Annotated in this window: 12 protein-coding genes; 8 read left to right on the top strand and 4 right to left on the bottom strand. The window is 59.6% G+C overall.

Going from position 1 to position 16730, the window contains the following annotated elements; all coding sequences use genetic code 11:
* Positions 1-162: 162 nt before the first annotated feature.
* Both F8N49_RS15640 and F8N49_RS15635 read right to left on the bottom strand, forming a co-directional pair.
* Positions 163-1332, bottom strand: coding sequence for a catalase family protein (locus F8N49_RS15640; protein ID WP_151551868.1), 1170 nt, complete (start codon positions 1330-1332; stop codon positions 163-165).
* On the bottom strand, positions 1329-3140 hold the full coding sequence (locus tag F8N49_RS15635; protein WP_151551867.1) for a di-heme-cytochrome C peroxidase: 1812 nt from the start codon (positions 3138-3140) through the stop codon (positions 1329-1331). The genes F8N49_RS15640 and F8N49_RS15635 overlap by 4 nt, the downstream gene beginning before the upstream one ends.
* Before the next feature lie 269 nt (positions 3141-3409).
* Here F8N49_RS15635 and F8N49_RS15630 point away from each other — a divergent pair, with 269 nt between their 5' ends.
* From F8N49_RS15630 to F8N49_RS15600, 7 genes are all read left to right on the top strand, one after another.
* Positions 3410-4126, top strand: a complete 717-nt coding sequence (locus F8N49_RS15630) for an FKBP-type peptidyl-prolyl cis-trans isomerase (RefSeq protein ID WP_016773732.1) — start codon at positions 3410-3412, stop codon at positions 4124-4126.
* Positions 4127-4418: 292 nt separating this feature from the next.
* The gene (locus F8N49_RS15625; RefSeq protein ID WP_016773733.1) at positions 4419-4874 is read left to right on the top strand and encodes a YkvA family protein; all 456 of its coding nucleotides are present in this window, start codon (positions 4419-4421) and stop codon (positions 4872-4874) included.
* Between the two features lie 112 nt (positions 4875-4986).
* Positions 4987-5328, top strand: coding sequence for a helix-turn-helix domain-containing protein (locus tag F8N49_RS15620; RefSeq protein WP_056783977.1), 342 nt, complete (start codon positions 4987-4989; stop codon positions 5326-5328).
* Complete coding sequence (locus F8N49_RS15615; protein ID WP_003223109.1) at positions 5325-5696, top strand: hypothetical protein; 372 nt, start codon at positions 5325-5327, stop codon at positions 5694-5696. The genes F8N49_RS15620 and F8N49_RS15615 overlap by 4 nt, the downstream gene beginning before the upstream one ends.
* Positions 5697-6104: a sel1 repeat family protein gene (locus tag F8N49_RS15610; protein WP_151551866.1), complete on the top strand. Its 408-nt coding sequence runs from the start codon at positions 5697-5699 to the stop codon at positions 6102-6104.
* A 239-nt stretch (positions 6105-6343) separates the two neighbouring features.
* Positions 6344-11128: an RHS repeat-associated core domain-containing protein gene (locus F8N49_RS15605; RefSeq protein ID WP_151551865.1), complete on the top strand. Its 4785-nt coding sequence runs from the start codon at positions 6344-6346 to the stop codon at positions 11126-11128.
* Positions 11125-11544: a hypothetical protein gene (locus F8N49_RS15600; protein WP_083613236.1), complete on the top strand. Its 420-nt coding sequence runs from the start codon at positions 11125-11127 to the stop codon at positions 11542-11544. The genes F8N49_RS15605 and F8N49_RS15600 overlap by 4 nt, the downstream gene beginning before the upstream one ends.
* A 31-nt stretch (positions 11545-11575) precedes the next feature.
* Here F8N49_RS15600 and F8N49_RS15595 read toward each other — a convergent pair whose 3' ends face one another.
* Positions 11576-13348: a bifunctional diguanylate cyclase/phosphodiesterase gene (locus F8N49_RS15595; protein ID WP_122747054.1), complete on the bottom strand. Its 1773-nt coding sequence runs from the start codon at positions 13346-13348 to the stop codon at positions 11576-11578.
* Between the two features lie 118 nt (positions 13349-13466).
* Entirely contained in the window at positions 13467-15551 is a 2085-nt protein-coding gene (locus F8N49_RS15590) for a carboxy terminal-processing peptidase (protein ID WP_162999827.1), read from the bottom strand.
* Positions 15552-15689: 138 nt separating this feature from the next.
* Between F8N49_RS15590 and F8N49_RS15585 the strand changes: the two genes are divergently transcribed.
* Positions 15690-16652: a zinc-binding dehydrogenase gene (locus tag F8N49_RS15585; protein ID WP_122747055.1), complete on the top strand. Its 963-nt coding sequence runs from the start codon at positions 15690-15692 to the stop codon at positions 16650-16652.
* Positions 16653-16730: the final 78 nt, after the last annotated feature.

Raw genomic sequence — 16730 nt, 5'->3', positions numbered from 1 at the left:
CGGTAGTTCAGTCGGTTAGAATACCGGCCTGTCACGCCGGGGGTCGCGGGTTCGAGTCCCGTCCGCTGCGCCATATTCGGTATCTGGAACTGAACGCCAGACACCACAAAAAGCCCGCCTTGTGCGGGCTTTTTGCTGTCTGCGATTTTTAAAATCGCCGCGCTACTGCGCCGCATTGCGGGCATGCCGATAATCGCTCACCGCCTCGTACACTGCCTTGCGCAAGCGATTGATCCCGCCAATCGGCCGATGCGCCTCGATGCCGAACCACGGGTTGAACGACAGGTTGTCGCATTGCAGATTCAGCGCCGGCGTGTCGAAGTCCTGCACGGGCAGGGTGATCCGCGCCACGGTTTCAAACGGTGCATCCTGCTCACGCCACTCAATGCTCGTGTCCTCGATCGGCATGTATTTGTTCGCGTCCTGGCGCTGGATCTGCAAGGCGAAGCACGCCGGCACCCGATCCGTCGACAACTGCTGATTCAGTGCGCTGCGCAGGAAATTCGGCAAGTCGTGATTCTGTTTGGGCAGCGTATACGCCGGGCAACGCTCCGGATCCGGCACGACGCGGAATTTCGCATTGGCCTCACCGAACTTGTAGGGCGATACCGAGAAATATGTGGTCTCAGTCGGACTGTCCGGCGGCGCTGACAGGGTTGCCAGCGCGATGAATAGATGACGGACCTGCCAGGTGCGCGGATCCCACGTCGGAAAAAACGCCATGACCTTCTTGCCGTCAGCCTGCGCCGCTACATTCTGACGATACTCGGCGACATCGCTGACAAAGAAGTTCGGATGGCTGAACATCACGAAATCCTGTTCATGCTGCTCCTGGCGATTGCCGAGCAGTTGCGTGCCAGGAACCTCAAGCAACTTGATCGCCATTCCGCGCGCATCGCGAATGCTGTCGAATTGCGGATAGGCATTGCCGTTGGACAACCGGATCAGCGCCTGCCAGGTCTTGCCCGGCTCGCTGAACACACCCCGTCGCAGCGATTGCGCCAGTTCCGGTAACACCTGCACTTGCGCCTTCACGCAGCCATGCGCTTTGGCGTGGGCATCGCGCAGATAACGCGTGGGTTCGCGGTGCTGGTCGACGATGCGCACTGCGGTTTGGATGACGTCTTGGGTCATCGCCGCTTCGCCTGCTGGAATCTGTTCCTGCGCGGACACCGGCCCGCGATGCTGCCAGGCAAACCATGCGGTGGCGATGGCCCAGCCGAGCAGGGCGATGACCAGCAGGATCAGCAGCGTCTTGCCAAGCAAACGCCCCAACCACAGCCAGAAGCGCGCGAGTGGCGGCAGTTCTCTTTTGAATGTCGGCATGATCATGGCAACTGCGCCTCCAGTGGTCCGCCCAATACTTTCAGATATTCGAGCAACGCCCAGCGCTCCTCGGGTTGCAGGAGGCGGCCGATCACCCCGTCACCGCGAGCGCCGGCGCGGAATTCGTGGCCGCTGTTGCGGTTGCCGCTGATGCGCGTGTCGAACAGAAAACCGTTGGTGGAAGGCTCGGTGCGATAGCCGAGGTGGCGCGGGTCGTATTCGAGCGTGCCTTTATAGAAGGTGGCGGCGCGCTCATCCTGCGGTGACAGCAACTGATAGATGCTCGGCACCGAACCGTTGTGCAGAAACGGCGCAGTCGCCCACACGCCTGCCAGCGGTCGAGCCTTATAAGCGACTTTTTCGCGCACGCCGATCGGCAGGCCGAAACCATCCATGCGCGGTTTTTCTTCCGGCGTGATCTTCGCTTCTTGATAGGCCCGGTTTTCCACGAACGCGGTGACGTAAGCCAGACCCTTAGCCACCGACAATTGGCTCAGATCAAGCGGCTCCATGGTTTCGGGGTGCAGTTTGACGTCCATCTTTTCCAGCTCATTGACATCCCATTGCAGTGCACTCAGGTCGAAACGGTGACTGGCAATGTTGTTGGCCGCATTCGGATCGGTGCCGATTACCTCCACGGGAAGCATGTGCAAGTGCTGCACCCAGCGTTCGCCTTCCTGCGATTGGCGCGGGACATGGCAGCCGGCGCAGTTTTCCGCGAACAGCGCGCGGCCCCTGGCGGCCAGCGGCTTGTCGATCGCACCGAACAGATCTTCCGGCCAGGTCGGCGGCTTCAGCTGCTGCAAGGTTTCTTCGATAGCGTGCAGATCGCGCACGCGCACGCTGGAGGGATAGCGCGCAGCGCCTTGCAGCGGCTGACCGTTGGCGTCGAAGAAATTCAGCGTGGCACCGACGCCGAGCGCCTCGCCGATATTGCGCGCCATTGGCTGCTGGGCCGAGCCGTTCCACTGCACCCAGTCGAACGTCCACATGTCCCACAGCTGCGGGTAATCCACCGGGGCATCGGCCACGCGGTAGTTGGCAGGGGAAATCGCATCGCCAAACGTCGCGTTGGCAATCCGGCCGAACGCATCGGTGCGCCCCGGGCCTTCCTCGGTCGGGTACAGGCCGCGATGGGTATCGTTCCACGCCACTTTGACGAAGGTGTTCAGCGAGGTCTTGAACTCGCTGCGCAATTGTTCGCGGCGCGCTTCGTAATCATCTCCGAGCACCTGACGGGCGAAGCGCTCGAACTTCCATGGGTTGTAGTAAGTCGAGGCGAGACTGGCGACCAGGGCCTGTCCGAAACTGCCACCGCGCAATGTAGGAACGCTGGAAGGCAACACGTGCTGTGCGCTGCCGCCATCAATGCGCACGGCCTGGTCTTTGAAGCGCAACTCGCCGGTGTGGCAAGCGGCGCAGGTGATGTCCAGATAATGCTCGGAGGCGTTGCCGGGATTCTGGTGCCGGGCAAAACCGACGGGGAGGTTGCCGGGGTTGTTCGCGCTAGCTTTCTGCTGCGGGTCGACCAGGAAGCCGAAACGGGCGAGATATTCAGGGGAGGCGAAGCGCTGCTCGGAGAAGGGCAATTCCAATGCCTGGAACCACTCGTAACGCAGGCCTTTGACTTGCGTACCTTGGGGCGTGAAGTAGTAGGTCTGCCGTTGCTCTTCGCTCCATTGATCCAGATAACGCACCTGCTGCGGTGGGGTGTAGAAGGGCAATTTCGGGTTGGCGACGTAATAGACAATCACCGCAACGGCGATTAACGCCAGAACTATCACCAGACTGATAACGCGGAATAAGAGGCGCAAGTTGAACATCCTTGTCGAATTGTTGGGCTGTTATGCCTGAGCGGCGCTGGCTGGGCAAGTGGCCATTACGCCAGATGTTGAGCCGTGAGCCGACGAGCCTTGTCGTCCACGGATGACAGAAGCTTCATCCAGCCGTTGCCCAAATGCGTTTTAATCCCTGAACTTATCGGAAGATTCCTGCTCTCATGCCGGTAGCCATTGGTCGTGGCGGCCTGATAAGCTCGCGGCTTTACTCGATTGCCCATTCGGCGCATGAACAAGGAAATAGCATGAAACAGCATCGGTTGGCGGCGGCGGTAGCCCTGGTTAGCCTGGTACTCGCGGGTTGTGACTCGCAGACCAGCGTAGAGCTGAAAACCCCGGCGCAAAAAGCTTCCTACGGCATCGGCCTGAACATGGGCAAAAGCCTTGCCCAGGAAGGCATGGATGATCTGGACTCCAAAGCGGTAGCCCAGGGCATCGAAGATGCCGTTGGCAAGAAAGAACAGAAGCTGAAAGATGAAGAACTGGTCGAAGCCTTCGCCTCGCTGCAAAAGCGTGCTGAAGAGCGCATGGCCAAGATGAGCGAAGAGTCGGCAGCCGCCGGCAAGAAATTCCTCGAAGAAAACGGCAAGAAGGCCGGTGTCACCACCACCGCTTCCGGCCTGCAGTACGAAGTAGTGAAGAAAGCCGATGGCCCACAGCCTAAGCCGACCGACGTCGTCACTGTTCACTACACCGGCAAGCTGACCAACGGCACCGTGTTCGACAGCTCCGTCGAGCGCGGCAGCCCGATCGATCTGCCAGTCAGTGGCGTGATCCCGGGTTGGGTTGAAGGTCTGCAACTGATGCACGTTGGCGAGAAGTACAAACTGTACATCCCTAGCGATCTGGCTTACGGCGCTCAGTCGCCAAGCCCGGCAATCCCGGCCAACTCGGTTCTGGTTTTCGACCTGGAACTGCTGGCCATCAAGGATCCAGCCAAAGAAGACGCCGCTGCCAAGTAACACGCAACGGCTCGAAAACGACGCCTCGCACATGCGGGGCGTTGTTGCATCTGCAGGTCAGGAAAGGTAAACAGAGCGAACTGACGCCGTTCAACACAGTCATAGCTTTGAGGCTGCCCGCGCTAGACGCCCTGAGCCGCCAAGTCAATGAAATATTGGGCTTTTTTATGTGAGTAAAAAACGCCCGATCTGAGCGCAGCCCTTATGAAACGGGGCTCTCAGCGCTGAAATGCAGCTCTGTTCACAAGGTTATCCACAATTTGTGTGGATAACATTTCAACGGGAAGAATAGATGAAAGCTCCGTGGAATTTCGCTCGATTCCTGCCGTTGGCCGGTCGCCTGCTGGCCCGTGGACGCCTGCCGACCCTGTTGTTTGCCGTGGCCAGCAAAGGCGCCGCGCAAGGCAATCGCCTGGGCAAACTCAAGGATGATCTGCGCTTGCTGCAGTCGTTATGCCTGGCCTACTGGCGTGGCGAGTATCGCGCGATCAGTGCCAAGTCGCTGATTTCGGTGGTGGCGGGCCTGATGTATTTCCTCAGCCCGGTCGATGCCATTCCGGATTTCATTCCCATGTTCGGCATGCTCGATGACATCGCTGTCCTCGCCTGGCTGATGAAAACCCTCGATGACGAGCTCAACGCCTTCCGCCTGTGGCGCAAGCGCCAGCAACCCGAAAAGCTGGCCGTGGTTGAACGCCTCCCTGATACCCCTGAACAATTGCAGTTGCAAGGCCCGAAAAAGCCCTGACTGACCAAGACTGCCTACAGATAGATACCACTCGCGACCTTGGCCGCTGTTAGGATTACACTTCTAGGGAAAAGTGCCGACTCGCTAAGTGGTGTTGTCCTACGGGGTAGTCATGGATATTCAGATAATTGCACGCGATGGCGAACCCGAATACGCGGTTCTGCCGTGGGCTCAATATCAGGCTTTACTGAAAGCAGCAGGGATCAACGCAACACCGGTGCAGCAGCCAGCAGCGCCGCTCGCCGCCTCGCCGGAGCCGATTCTTCCGGGTCTGGATCAATTACGCAGTTTGCGCGAAGGGAAGGGCATCGCCATCGAGGCGCTGGCCCGCACGGTAGGCATCAGCCCGTCTTACCTGGCCATGATCGAAAGTGGTGAGCGTCAGCCCGACGCCGCGATTCGCCGCAGCCTGGCCTGGGAACTGACGGTGCCGGGTTGGAGGGACGAATCGTGAGCGTACGCATCAGCCGTCAACATTGGGACGGATTGCTGGGGGAACTGGACCAGGCGCGCCGTCAGCGCCATCTTCTGACCTATCGAGCCTTGCTTGAGCGTTTGCAGCTGCCGACACCGGCGATGCAGACACTGACGGCTGCGCTGGAGCATCTGGCCGCACTGGATGCCAAAGCCGAGCAGCCGTTGCGCAGTTCGCTGGTCATCAGTCAGGGCGCGAGTCGTTTGCCGCGTACCGGGTTCTTTGAATGTGTCGAGCGTCTGGGGCGTTTTTCCGGGCCGTCAGATGGCGTCGCGGCGGCGTCCTGGCATGCGTCGGAAGTGGTGCGGGTCTTCGAATACGAATACCCGGAATCGGCGGAGGCCTGAGTGTTTCTGAGCCTCAAGGCGCGGGCCGGTTACTGGCTGGCCCGCAGGCTGTTTCATTGGTCGTGGTTCGTTCGCCAGCCGCGTGGCTGGCGCTGGCTTGAAGGCCAGTTCGCGCGCATGGCCAACCTCGGCGATGTCGATGCTCAAAGCTTTTATGGGCACATTCTGACTTTTCGCGGCGTCGGGTTGGGCGCGCGTGAAGAAGGCGTGCGTCTGCTGCGTCTGGCGGCGTTGGCCGGCGACGGTAAAGCCGCTTATCAAGTTGGCGTGATCAGCCTCGCCAGTACCCCGAGCAAGGCGCCGGATCCCGTTGCTGCCGCTCGTTGGTGGAGCATGGCCGCCAAGGCCGGGCATCCGTTGGCCGAGCTGAAGCTGCAACAGCTGAAGGCTGGTGATTCAACGCAGTAATTCCATGTATGTCTTCTAAGTAAACGCGGCGTGAGGTTTTCCTCACGCCGCGTTTACGTTTCTGCCTGCACGTTTTTCGCTTGATGCTGGATTGCAGATTAGTCCTACATCCTTTGCCTACTCGCCTGACTTCTTTCCTCTTTGATCCCCCGCACAGTTCCCGCGACTAATTTCTTGCGCGAGGGACCGCTCATGCTTCAGCCCGTTTTTCAGTCCACCTTGTTTGCTCGCGTGTGTTGATGGAAGCCATCGCGCGCATCGAGCAGGAACTCGACAGCTTTCCGCAAACGCTCAGCCTCTACCGCAAACAGCTTGATCACTGGCTCAGTCGCAGGGCGGACCAGATCAGCGAGGCTGCAGACCTGCCATCGCTGGTGGGTATGGAGCGGATCATCCGCTTCGGCGATAGCAGTACGTCGGTCAGCAGCAGCGACGACGAATTTTCCTCCAGCCTCGTCCAGTGCCCGCACGGCGGGCTGATGCAAATCGAGAGCAAGTTCGAATCGGTCTACGACATCCCGCTGGGCAACATTTCCGTCGATGTGGTCGACGTGGATAGCGGCAAAACCGCGCCGGTCACCCTTGATCAGCAGGGCAAGGGCGAGTTCAGAGGCGACGAGGGCAAGTTCTACCGCGTTCTGGTCCACAGCGCTGTCACCTCCAGTCAAGTCGACGAGCTGTTCAAATCCTACGACGGTTTGACCGGCGAACTTGAGCGCTGGCTGCGTAGCGAGTGGCAAGGTTTCAAGCCGCAGTGGTCACAGTCGGTGGCGATCGCAGCCAGCAACGGCATGCTCGCCGGCAGTTGGGCGGCCATCGAGGGGGTATGGGACAGCCTCGGTCTGCTCTCGGAAATTCTCCAGGATCCCGGCAAGTTTGCCGAGCGTTTGGGCAGTGGCGCGGCTGAGCTGATCGAGCTGGCGCAGACCGCTCCGGATCTCATGGAAAAGCTGCAGTTGCTGGTCAGTGACGAAGCGGCGATGTGCTTGCTGCTACGGTCGGCGAGTCTGTGGCTGGACATGCTGCCGCCCAGCGAGGTTGCCGGCAAGTCTGCTGAAGTGGCGTCGATGATGATCGTGCAACTGATCATCGATGTGTTGATCAGCGTGGTGCTGACGTTTGTCGGAGTGGGGGCGGGGATCGCTTATCTGACGCTGCGTCTGGCTGACCGCGCAACGCAGCTGTTCAACGTCGCCAAGCGTCTGGTCAAGGCGCTGTTCAGCATCGTCAACGCCTTTATTGAATACGTTGACCGCTACAAAGCCGTTGCCGCGCGGGGCATCGCCGCCGGGGTGAAAAAGGGCCGGATGCAATTGCGCTGGGATGCCAAGCGCAACGCCATGTTGAAGAAAGACGAGCCACACGACGACGCGCCCGACCAGGCAAAGAACCCCAACGGCGATGCCGCCGATTGCGTGCCCAAAACCTGTACCAATGGCTGCCCGGTGTCGATGGTCACCGGCGAAGAACTGCTGACCCTGACCGACGCGGTGCTCGATGGCGTGCTGCCCTTCGAGTTCACCCGCTTGTACCGCAGCAGCGCGGTCGAGATCGACATAGGCCTGGGTTTCGGCTGGAGCCATACGCTGGCCCATCGCCTGTCCTTCGACGGCGATGGCGTGATCTGGATCGATCATGAGAACCGCCGCACTCGGTTTCCCCTGCCCAATGTCGCGCGCCCGGCGATTCACAACAGCCTGTCGCGGGCGGCGATCTTTCTCGGCGATGAGCCGGAAGAACTGATTCTGGCGTTGGCCGGCGACAGTGCGCGGTTTTACCATTTTCGCGCCGGCCGGCTGACCGCAATCAGCGATGTCTACGGCAATCGTCTGACCCTGCAACGCGATCGCTCCGACCGCATTCAGCGTCTGGACAACGGCGCCGGCCGCGCCCTGCTGTTGCGTTATGGCCGCGCGCAGCTGGTGGCGGTCGATTATCAGGTGTTCGTCCAAGGCGAGTGGACCACCGAGCAAAACCTCGCCACCTACAGCTTCGATGCGCGGCAACGCCTGCTGGTCGCGACCAACGCGGTCGGCGACAGCGAGCGCTACGACTACGACGACCACCACGTCATCCTCCAGCGCCAGTTGACCGGCGGCGCGAGCTTCTTCTGGGAGTGGCAGCGCGAGGGCAAAGCGGCGCGCTGCGTGCGGCACTGGGCTTCGTTCTCGCAGATGAACACCCGTTACGTCTGGAACGATGACGACGCCAGCGTGACCGTGCATTACGTCGACGGTACCGAAGAAGTCTACGTCCACGACGAGCGCGCGCGGCTGGTGCGCCAGGTTGCGGCCGATGGTGGTGAACAGCTCAAGGCCTATGACCAGCAGGGGCGTTTGCTCGCCGAGCAGGACGCGTTGGGCGCGGTCACCGAATACCGCTACGACGAAGTCGGACGGCTGATCGCGCTGATTCCACCGGACGATGCACCAACGTCCTACGAGTACCGCAACGGTTTTCTCTACAAACGTTGCCGTGGTGAGGCGGTGTGGATCTACCGGCGCAACGCTGAAGGCGCCGTCACCGAAGCGGTCGATCCCGACGGTCAGGTCACGCATTACTACTACAACCTGCGCGGGCAGTTGCTGTCGCTGCGTTATCCCGACAGCAGCCGCCATCGCTGGGTGTGGAACGAGCTCGGCCAGCTCATCGAAGAAACCCTGCCCGATGGCGGCGTGCGCCGTTTTTCCTACGATGCGCTGGGCCGGCGGATTACCACCCAGGACGAATTCGGTGTTGTCAGCCGTCAGGAGTGGGACGCCGCCGGCCGACTGATCCTGACGACTTCTCCTACGGGCAGCACGCGCGCCTACAGCTACGGTGCCTACGGCCAGATCACCGCCGAACGCGATGAACTCGGGCGCATCACCCGCTATGAATATGACGATGATTTGCACCTGGTCTCGCGGCGGATCAACCCCGACGGCACCCGCGTGCAGTACCGCTATGACCATGCGCGGCTATTGCTGACCGAGATTGAAAACGAGTCCGGAGAAAAGTACCGACTGGATTACACGCCGACCGGATTGATCCGACAGGAAATCGGGTTTGATGGGCGGCGTACGGCTTATGCCTATGACCTGAATGGGCACCTGCTTGAGAAGACCGAGTTTGGCGAGCAGGGTTTATCGCTGGTCACCCGCTACGAGCGCGACAAGTCCGGGCGTTTGCTGGTCAAAACCCTGCCCGATGGCGCCAAGATCCGCTACGACTACGACCGCCTCGGTCGGTTGATCGGTGTCGATGACGGGCAAAATCACCCGCTGGCCTTCGAGTACGACCGTCAGGATCGGCTGATCACCGAGCATCAGGGCTGGGGCACCTTGCGCTATGCCTATGACGCCTGCGGTCAGCTCAAACGCCTGCGTCTGCCGGACAACAGCAAGCTCGATTATCACTACGCCAAGGGCGGTGCGCTGAGCGCCATCGACCTCAACGGCACGCCGCTCACGCGCCACGTCTACCACTGCGGTCGTGAACAGCAACGCCAGCAAGGCTTGCTGCTCAGCGAATACTCCTACGACGATCAGGGCCGCTTGCTTGCCCATGCTGTAGGCCATCGCCACGCCTCGCTGTACCGCCGCGATTATGCCTATAGCGCCAACGGCAATCTCGAGCACATTGCCGACAGCCGCCACGGCCAGCGCACCTACGGCTACGACGCCCTCGACCGGTTGATCCGCGTACGTCACTCGCGCGACGAACTGCCCGAATCCTTCGCCCACGACCCGGCAGGCAACCTGCTGATGCAGGACCGCCCCGGCCCTGCGCAGATCAAAGGCAACCGCCTGCTGATGCAGGGCGACCGCCATTACGACTACGACGCCTTCGGCAACCTGATCCGCGAACGCCGAGGCCACGGCCAGACCCTGGTCACCGAATACCGCTACGACTGCCAGCACCACCTGATCGGCCTGACCCGCCCGGACGGCCAGACCGCCACTTATCACTACGACGCCTTCGGCCGGCGCATCCGCAAAACCGTCGACGGCACCGTCACCGAATTTTTCTGGCAAGGCGAACACCTCGTCGCCGAAAGCAGCGCCACGCAATACCGCAGCTTCCTCTACGAACCCGGCACCTTCCGCCCACTCGCTATGCTCGACGGCAAAGGCCCGAAAAAGGCCTGCCCGTTCTACTACCAACTCGACCACCTCGGCACCCCACAGGAACTCACCGACTACAGCGGCGAAATCGTCTGGTCCGCGCAATACGACGCCTACGGCAAAGTCGCCGCTGTGACCTTGGCCGGCGAAGACTACCTCGACCAACCGCTGCGTTTTCAGGGGCAGTACTTCGATGTTGAAAGTGGGCTGCATTACAACCGCCATCGGTATTACGACCCGAGATTGGGGCGGTATCTGACACCGGACCCGGTGAAGCTCGCGGGTGGGTTGAATCAGTATCAGTACGTGCCGAATCCGACGGGGTGGGTGGATCCGTTGGGGTTGAGTTGCATTTGTCCACCGTCAGCGCCGCGACGTCCTATGCGGTACGAGGCTGGTCGCGTGGTCGTCGAAGAGGGAGCGCCCCCGCTGCCAAAGATGACGGCGCTGGAACGACGGGCGAGGATTGATGAAGTGGCTGAGGAGAATGCAAAGCGGCGTGTGAGTGAGTATGAAGAACTTTATGACATGCACACTGTGAAAAAACATAGTTCGGAAATTTCTGGCCCGGCTCTCAAGCAGCGAGCGATAAATGGCGCGGATCCTCATACTGGCGAGGTTCCTAAAAATGCCAAAGGTAATCCAAGCTCTCAGTTTCATAGTTGGCGTATGCATCTGGGGGCCTTGAATAAAGCGATGACGAAGGATGAAAACGGATTGATTAAGCATACAGGGAAGGATCAAAAGAAAAATCCTATAGTCCGATTGGAACTGCCTGGAGCTGGGCGCGGCTACAGGCCTAATAAAAAAGATGCACAAAATCCTCGGCTGAATGAGGATATGAATTGGTTTGAGGTTAAGTTCGACAAAGACAATACACAGAAGCCTTTTACGGGCTTCCCGTCGGAGGGCAAATGATGCTTAAAGACCCATTTTTAAATGAGCCTTTTGAACCTGATTTGATGTGGTTCGTTGGTGTATTTGATGTTTATGATAGAGAGGAAACCAAGGGTGTAGAGCTCGAGATATATGATCCGAATGATCGAGCTGATAGAAGCGTGCTAATAACGAAATATTGCTTAAATCAGCCCTATCTCTCCTTTAGGCATAAACTGGTTCTCATTGAAAATCTGGAAGCAGTGCTTAAGGATTCAAGCTTCGATTTTCAAGCTATATTCGAAATTGATGAATGCGAGACAAACAGTTGGCCGCGTGAGGAATGGTACTCATTAGAAAATCCCCGTTGTTTTTTTCAAGATGTCTTTCGACTGGCGCAGGAAATTTGGAAAGAGGATCTATTGATGGCAACTAATGAGGATAGATCAACTTGGTAAACTAAAAGCCAAGTTGACGTTGGTCCGTAAGCTATGACGGAAGTAGCTCGGCAGCGACGAAACTATCAATCACGTACACACTAAACCCCACAACCCCCTTCGCATGATGCTTAGCCTGCGAGGCCATCTCCGCAAGCTGGCTGGCATCAAGCGCTGCACAAGCCTCAGGTCGCAAATGCACTACCCCAATCGATAACGACAACAACGCAAACTCCTGCCGCACACCCTGGCGATTCGGCGCAATAAAACATCCCGCCTCAAGGTGTTCAGGCCGATAGAAGCGGCGGCATTGGCTTTGGAAATCGTCGAGCAGTTGGTTGAGGCGTTTGCGCCAGTCTTCGGGGCCGAGGACGAGGAGGAAGTCGTCGCCGCCGATGTGACCGACGAAGTCGCGGGTGGGGTCGATGCGTTCGTTGAGGCATTGGGCCAGGCAGAGCAGGACTTCGTCGCCACGGCCGTAGCCGTAGATGTCGTTGAAGGGTTTGAAGCTGTCGATGTCGACGTAGCAGATGATCGACTCGCGGGCCTGTTGCAGCAGGCGCGTGAGGCATTGCTGGATCGGTACGTTGCCCGGGAGCAGGGTGAGGGGATTGGCGTAGCGTGCCTGCTGGATTTTCAGTTCGGTGATCAGTTTCAGCACGTCGATCACTCGGCCGAGGCCTAGATAACCGCCGTTGAGGGTGATGATGAAGTCTTCTTCGATGCGCTGGCGGGCGCGGCTGGTGATCAGGCGGCTGACTTGCTGCAGCGACTGGCTGATTTCCACGGCGAGGAAATCATCGTTCATCAGGCGGCTGATCGGTTTGCGCGCGAACAGATCGGTGGCAAACGGTTTGAGCAGTGCGTCCGACAGCGAGTGGCGATGGACGATGCCGCAGGGCTGGCCTTGTTCGTCGAGCACCGCGAGCGAATTGAGGTTGGCCTGGCGGCGAAAGGCTTCCAGTACCGTCGCGGTGGGCGTATCGCGTTGCACGGCGGGCTGCTCGTTAAGCAGGGCGCTGAGGTCGCTGCCTTCGTCATTCAGCGCGACGGCGCTGCTGTCGTGTTTGGGCATCATCGCGCGAGCGTCGCGGGACGGATGTTCCTGAGGGCGGCCGAGCAGGTAGCCCTGCACCAGGTCGATGCCCATTTCAGTCAGCACCGCGAGTTCTTCCGGCAACTCGATCCCCTCGGCAATCACTTGCGCGCGTGAAGCTTTGGCGATTTGCAGAATCGAACCGACAAACTCTCTTTTCAACGCATCCTGATGAATACCGTCGATGAAGTGCCGGTCGATCTTCACGTAATCCGGACGCAATTCCGACCACAGGCGCAGGCTCGAATACCCTGCACCCAAGTCGTCCAGCGCAATGGAAAAACCCATCGCCCGATAGTGATGCAGAGCGGTTTGCAGCAACTGAAAGTCATCGATTGGCGTCTGCTCGGTGAGCTCGATGACCACCTGGCTCGGCGCAATGCCCAAGTCCTGCAGCAGTTGCAACGTACGCCCGGGTTGGTGCGCGGCTTCGAGCAAGGATTCTGGCGAGACGTTAAGGAACAGCTTGCCCGGCAGTTGCTGCTCATTGAACCGGCGACAGGCGCTTTGCCGGCAGGCGATCTCCAGTTCGCTCAATCGGCCAGCCTGTCGCGCCACGGCGAACAGGGCAATCGGCGAGTGAAGAGGGCTGTTGGACGGGCCACGGGTGAGGGCTTCGTAACCGAGAATGCGGCGTTCGGAAAGACAGATGATCGGCTGGAACAAGCTGAGTAAACCGCTTTGAGTCAGGATCGAGCTCAACGCGCTCAGCTGTTCGGTCGTGGTCATGGCAGTCTCTTGCGATGAAAAAAGGACCGGGAGCGCTTGCTCCCGGTCCTTTATTGCACGACAGAATGATGACTGTATGATGACGATCCGGGGATCGTCAGCACTAAATTGCCATCACTTACTTCTTGGCCACCTGATTGCTCAGTTTCAGGTAATCCAGCAGGACGCGCCCGGTTTCGCTCAGGTAGGCATCATCTTCCGGTTTGACCTTGTCCGGCTCGGCAGCGGCCAGTGCGTCTTCGTCTTCTTTCTTCAGCTCTTTGAGCGGTTCTTCGCCTTTGGCCTTGCGACGGATGTTCTCCATCGCCAGCTGCTTGGCGTCGATGTCGGCGTGCTGGGCACGACGATCGGCTTCGTTGAGGCTGACGGTTTTTTCTTCCATCAGTTTCTGCGCCAGGGCCAGCTTGTCGCGGATGAACACGAACTCGGCATCCTTGTTGGTGCGCGCGTCATGTTCGGACTTCAACTGGGCGAGAAACGGCTTGAACGGATCGGCCGCTGGTTTGATCGCCGCGCGGATGGTGTCCCACGGCATGGCTTCCGGCAGGGCGCTTTCACCGATTTCCTTGGTGTCGATCAGCGACGGGTAGTCGATGTCCGGCAGCACGCCCTGGTGCTGGGTGCTCTGCCCGGAGACACGATAAAACTTGGCCAGGGTCAGTTTCAGTTCGCCATGGTTCAGCGGCTGAATGGTCTGCACGGTGCCTTTGCCGAAGGTCTGACCACCGATGATCAGCGCGCGGTGGTAGTCCTGCATGGCGCCGGCGAAGATTTCCGAGGCCGAGGCGGACAGGCGGTTGACCAGCAGCGCCATCGGGCCTTTGTAGAACGCGCCCGGGTTTTCGTCCTCGAGGACGTCGACACGGCCATCGGCATTACGCACCAGCACGGTCGGACCTTTATCGATAAACAGGCTGGTCAGTTCGGTGGCTTCCTGCAGGGAGCCGCCGCCGTTGTTGCGCAGGTCGATGACCACGCCGTCGACTTTGTCCTTCTGCAGCTCGGTGAGCAGCTTCTTGACGTCGCGGGTGGTGCTCTTGTAATCCGGATCACCGGCACGGAAGGCCTTGAAGTCGAGGTAGAAGGCCGGGATCTCGATCACGCCGAGTTTGTAGTCCTTGCCGTCCTGTTTCAGGCTGAGAATCGACTTCTTCACGGCCTGGTCTTCGAGCTTCACCGCTTCACGGGTGATCGGCACGATCTTGGTGGTCTGGTCGTTCGGCGCATTGCTCGCCGGGATCACTTCCAGGCGCACCACGGTGCCTTTCGGACCGCGAATCAGTTTGACCACTTCGTCCAGGCGCCAGCCGACCACGTCGACCATCTCTTTATTGCCTTGGGCAACGCCGATGATCTTGTCGGCCGGAGCGACCTGCTTGGTCTTGTCCGCCGGGCCTGCCGGCACCAGACGCACGACTTTCACTTGATCGTTGTCGCTCTGCAACACGGCGCCAATGCCCTCGAGGGACAGGCTCATGTTGATGTCGAAGTTTTCCGCGTTATCCGGCGACAGATAGTTGGTGTGCGGGTCGTAGGACATGGCGAAGGTGTTGATGTACGCCTGGAAGATGTCCTCGGCGCGGGTCTGGTCGAGACGCGCCAGCTGATTCTTGTAGCGCTTGGTCAGGGTTTCCTGGATCTGCTTCGGGTCTTTGCCGGCGATCTTCTGGCGCAGCACTTCGTCCTTGACGCGTTTGCGCCACAGGTCGTCGAGTTCTGCGGTGGACTTGAGCCAAGGCGCGTCCTTGCGATCGATCAGCAAGGTCTCCTTGGTGTTGAAGTCCATCTTGTCGACGCCTTTGTTCAGCTCGGCAAGGGCGAAGTCCAGACGCGCCTTGACGCGGTCCAGATAGCGCTTGTAGATGGTGAACCCGGCGTTGAGGTCGCCGCTTTTGAGGAAGTCGTCGAACTGCGTCTTCCACTTGTCGAATTCGGCGATGTCGCTGGCCATGAAATAGCTGCGCGACGGGTCGAGCAGCTTGATGTAGCTGTCGTAGATGATCACCGAGCGCGCATCGTCGAGCGGCGGCTTGCTGTAGTGGTGACGCTTGAGCAACTCGACGACGTTCAGGCTGGCGATGACTTCATCGCGATCAGGCTGCAACTTGTCCCAGCTGTTGGCTGCGAATGTGGTGCCCGACACCGGCAACAGGCCGATACCGATGAAAAGAGCGAGGGCGGTGCTGGGGAGCAGATGCTTCATGCTGATTCGACGCGGGGACAATTGATAACGCATATTAGGCCGTCTTTGAAGTCGCCGGTTCTTTGAGAGCCGGTCGCATAATGCAAAAAGCCCGGCGCTACAGCTTCGGGCTCAGTCCAGACTCACTATGGAGGCAGTGTGAAGGCATTGCAAGGCGTTGAAGGTCAAGTGGCATGGGTTGAAGAGCCGAGTCCTACCTGCGATGTAGGACAAGTCCGCATCCGGGTGGCGGCAGCCGGCCTCAATCGCGCCGATTTATTACAGAAAGCAGGGCTTTATCCGCCGCCACCCGGGGTCAGCCAAGTGCTTGGTCTTGAGTGCTCCGGGGTGATCAGCGAGGTCGGCGCGGGCTCGTCCTGGCAAGTCGGTGACCGGGTCTGCGCCTTGCTGGCCGGGGGCGGCATGGCCGAAGAGGTGGTCGTCGACGGACGGCATGTGCTGCCCGTGCCCGAAGGTGTTTCGCTGATCGAGGCGGCGGCATTGCCCGAGGTGTACGCCACCGTCTGGCTGAATGTGTTTCAACTTGCAGCGCTGAAACCCGGTGAGAAAATTCTCCTGCACGCTGGCGCGAGTGGAATCGGTTCAGCCGCCATTCAGCTGTGCAAAGCCTTCGGTAACCCGTGCTGGGTCAGCGTCGGTTCCGCCGAGCGCCTGGCTTACTGCGAAGCGCTGGGTGCGCAGGGCGGCGTGGTGCGTACCGATGATCTGGAGAGCCTGCGCGACTTCGGGCCGTTCGACGTGATTCTCGATCCGGTGGGCGGCAATTATTCAGCATTGAACCTCAAGCTGATGGCGCTGGACGGGCGTTGGGTGCTGATCGGTTTGATGGGCGGGCGCGAGGCGAAACTGGATCTGGCGCAGGTGTTGGCCAAGCGTGTGCAACTGCTCGGTTCAACGTTGCGCAGTCGTGGCGATCAGTTCAAGGCGGATCTGCTCAGTGACCTGGGCCAGCATGTCTGGCCGCTGTTTGCCGAGGGCCGCTTGCGTCCGCAATTGGCCAAAGCGTTTGCGGTGAAGGATGCCGAAGCAGCGTTTGCCGAACTGGCGAGCAATACGGTGGCGGGCAAGTTGGTGCTGGTGATCAATGAGGGTTTGAGCTGACAGCAAAACAAGGTCAAAAGATCGCAGCCTTCGGCAGCTCCAACAGAGGCACGCATTCCAAAAGTAGGAGCTGCCGAA

The organism is Pseudomonas sp. GXM4 (genome assembly GCF_008923895.1).
GTDB classification, from domain to species: Bacteria; Pseudomonadota; Gammaproteobacteria; order Pseudomonadales; family Pseudomonadaceae; genus Aquipseudomonas; species Aquipseudomonas atacamensis.
This window is presented reverse-complemented; position numbering and strand designations above follow the sequence as displayed.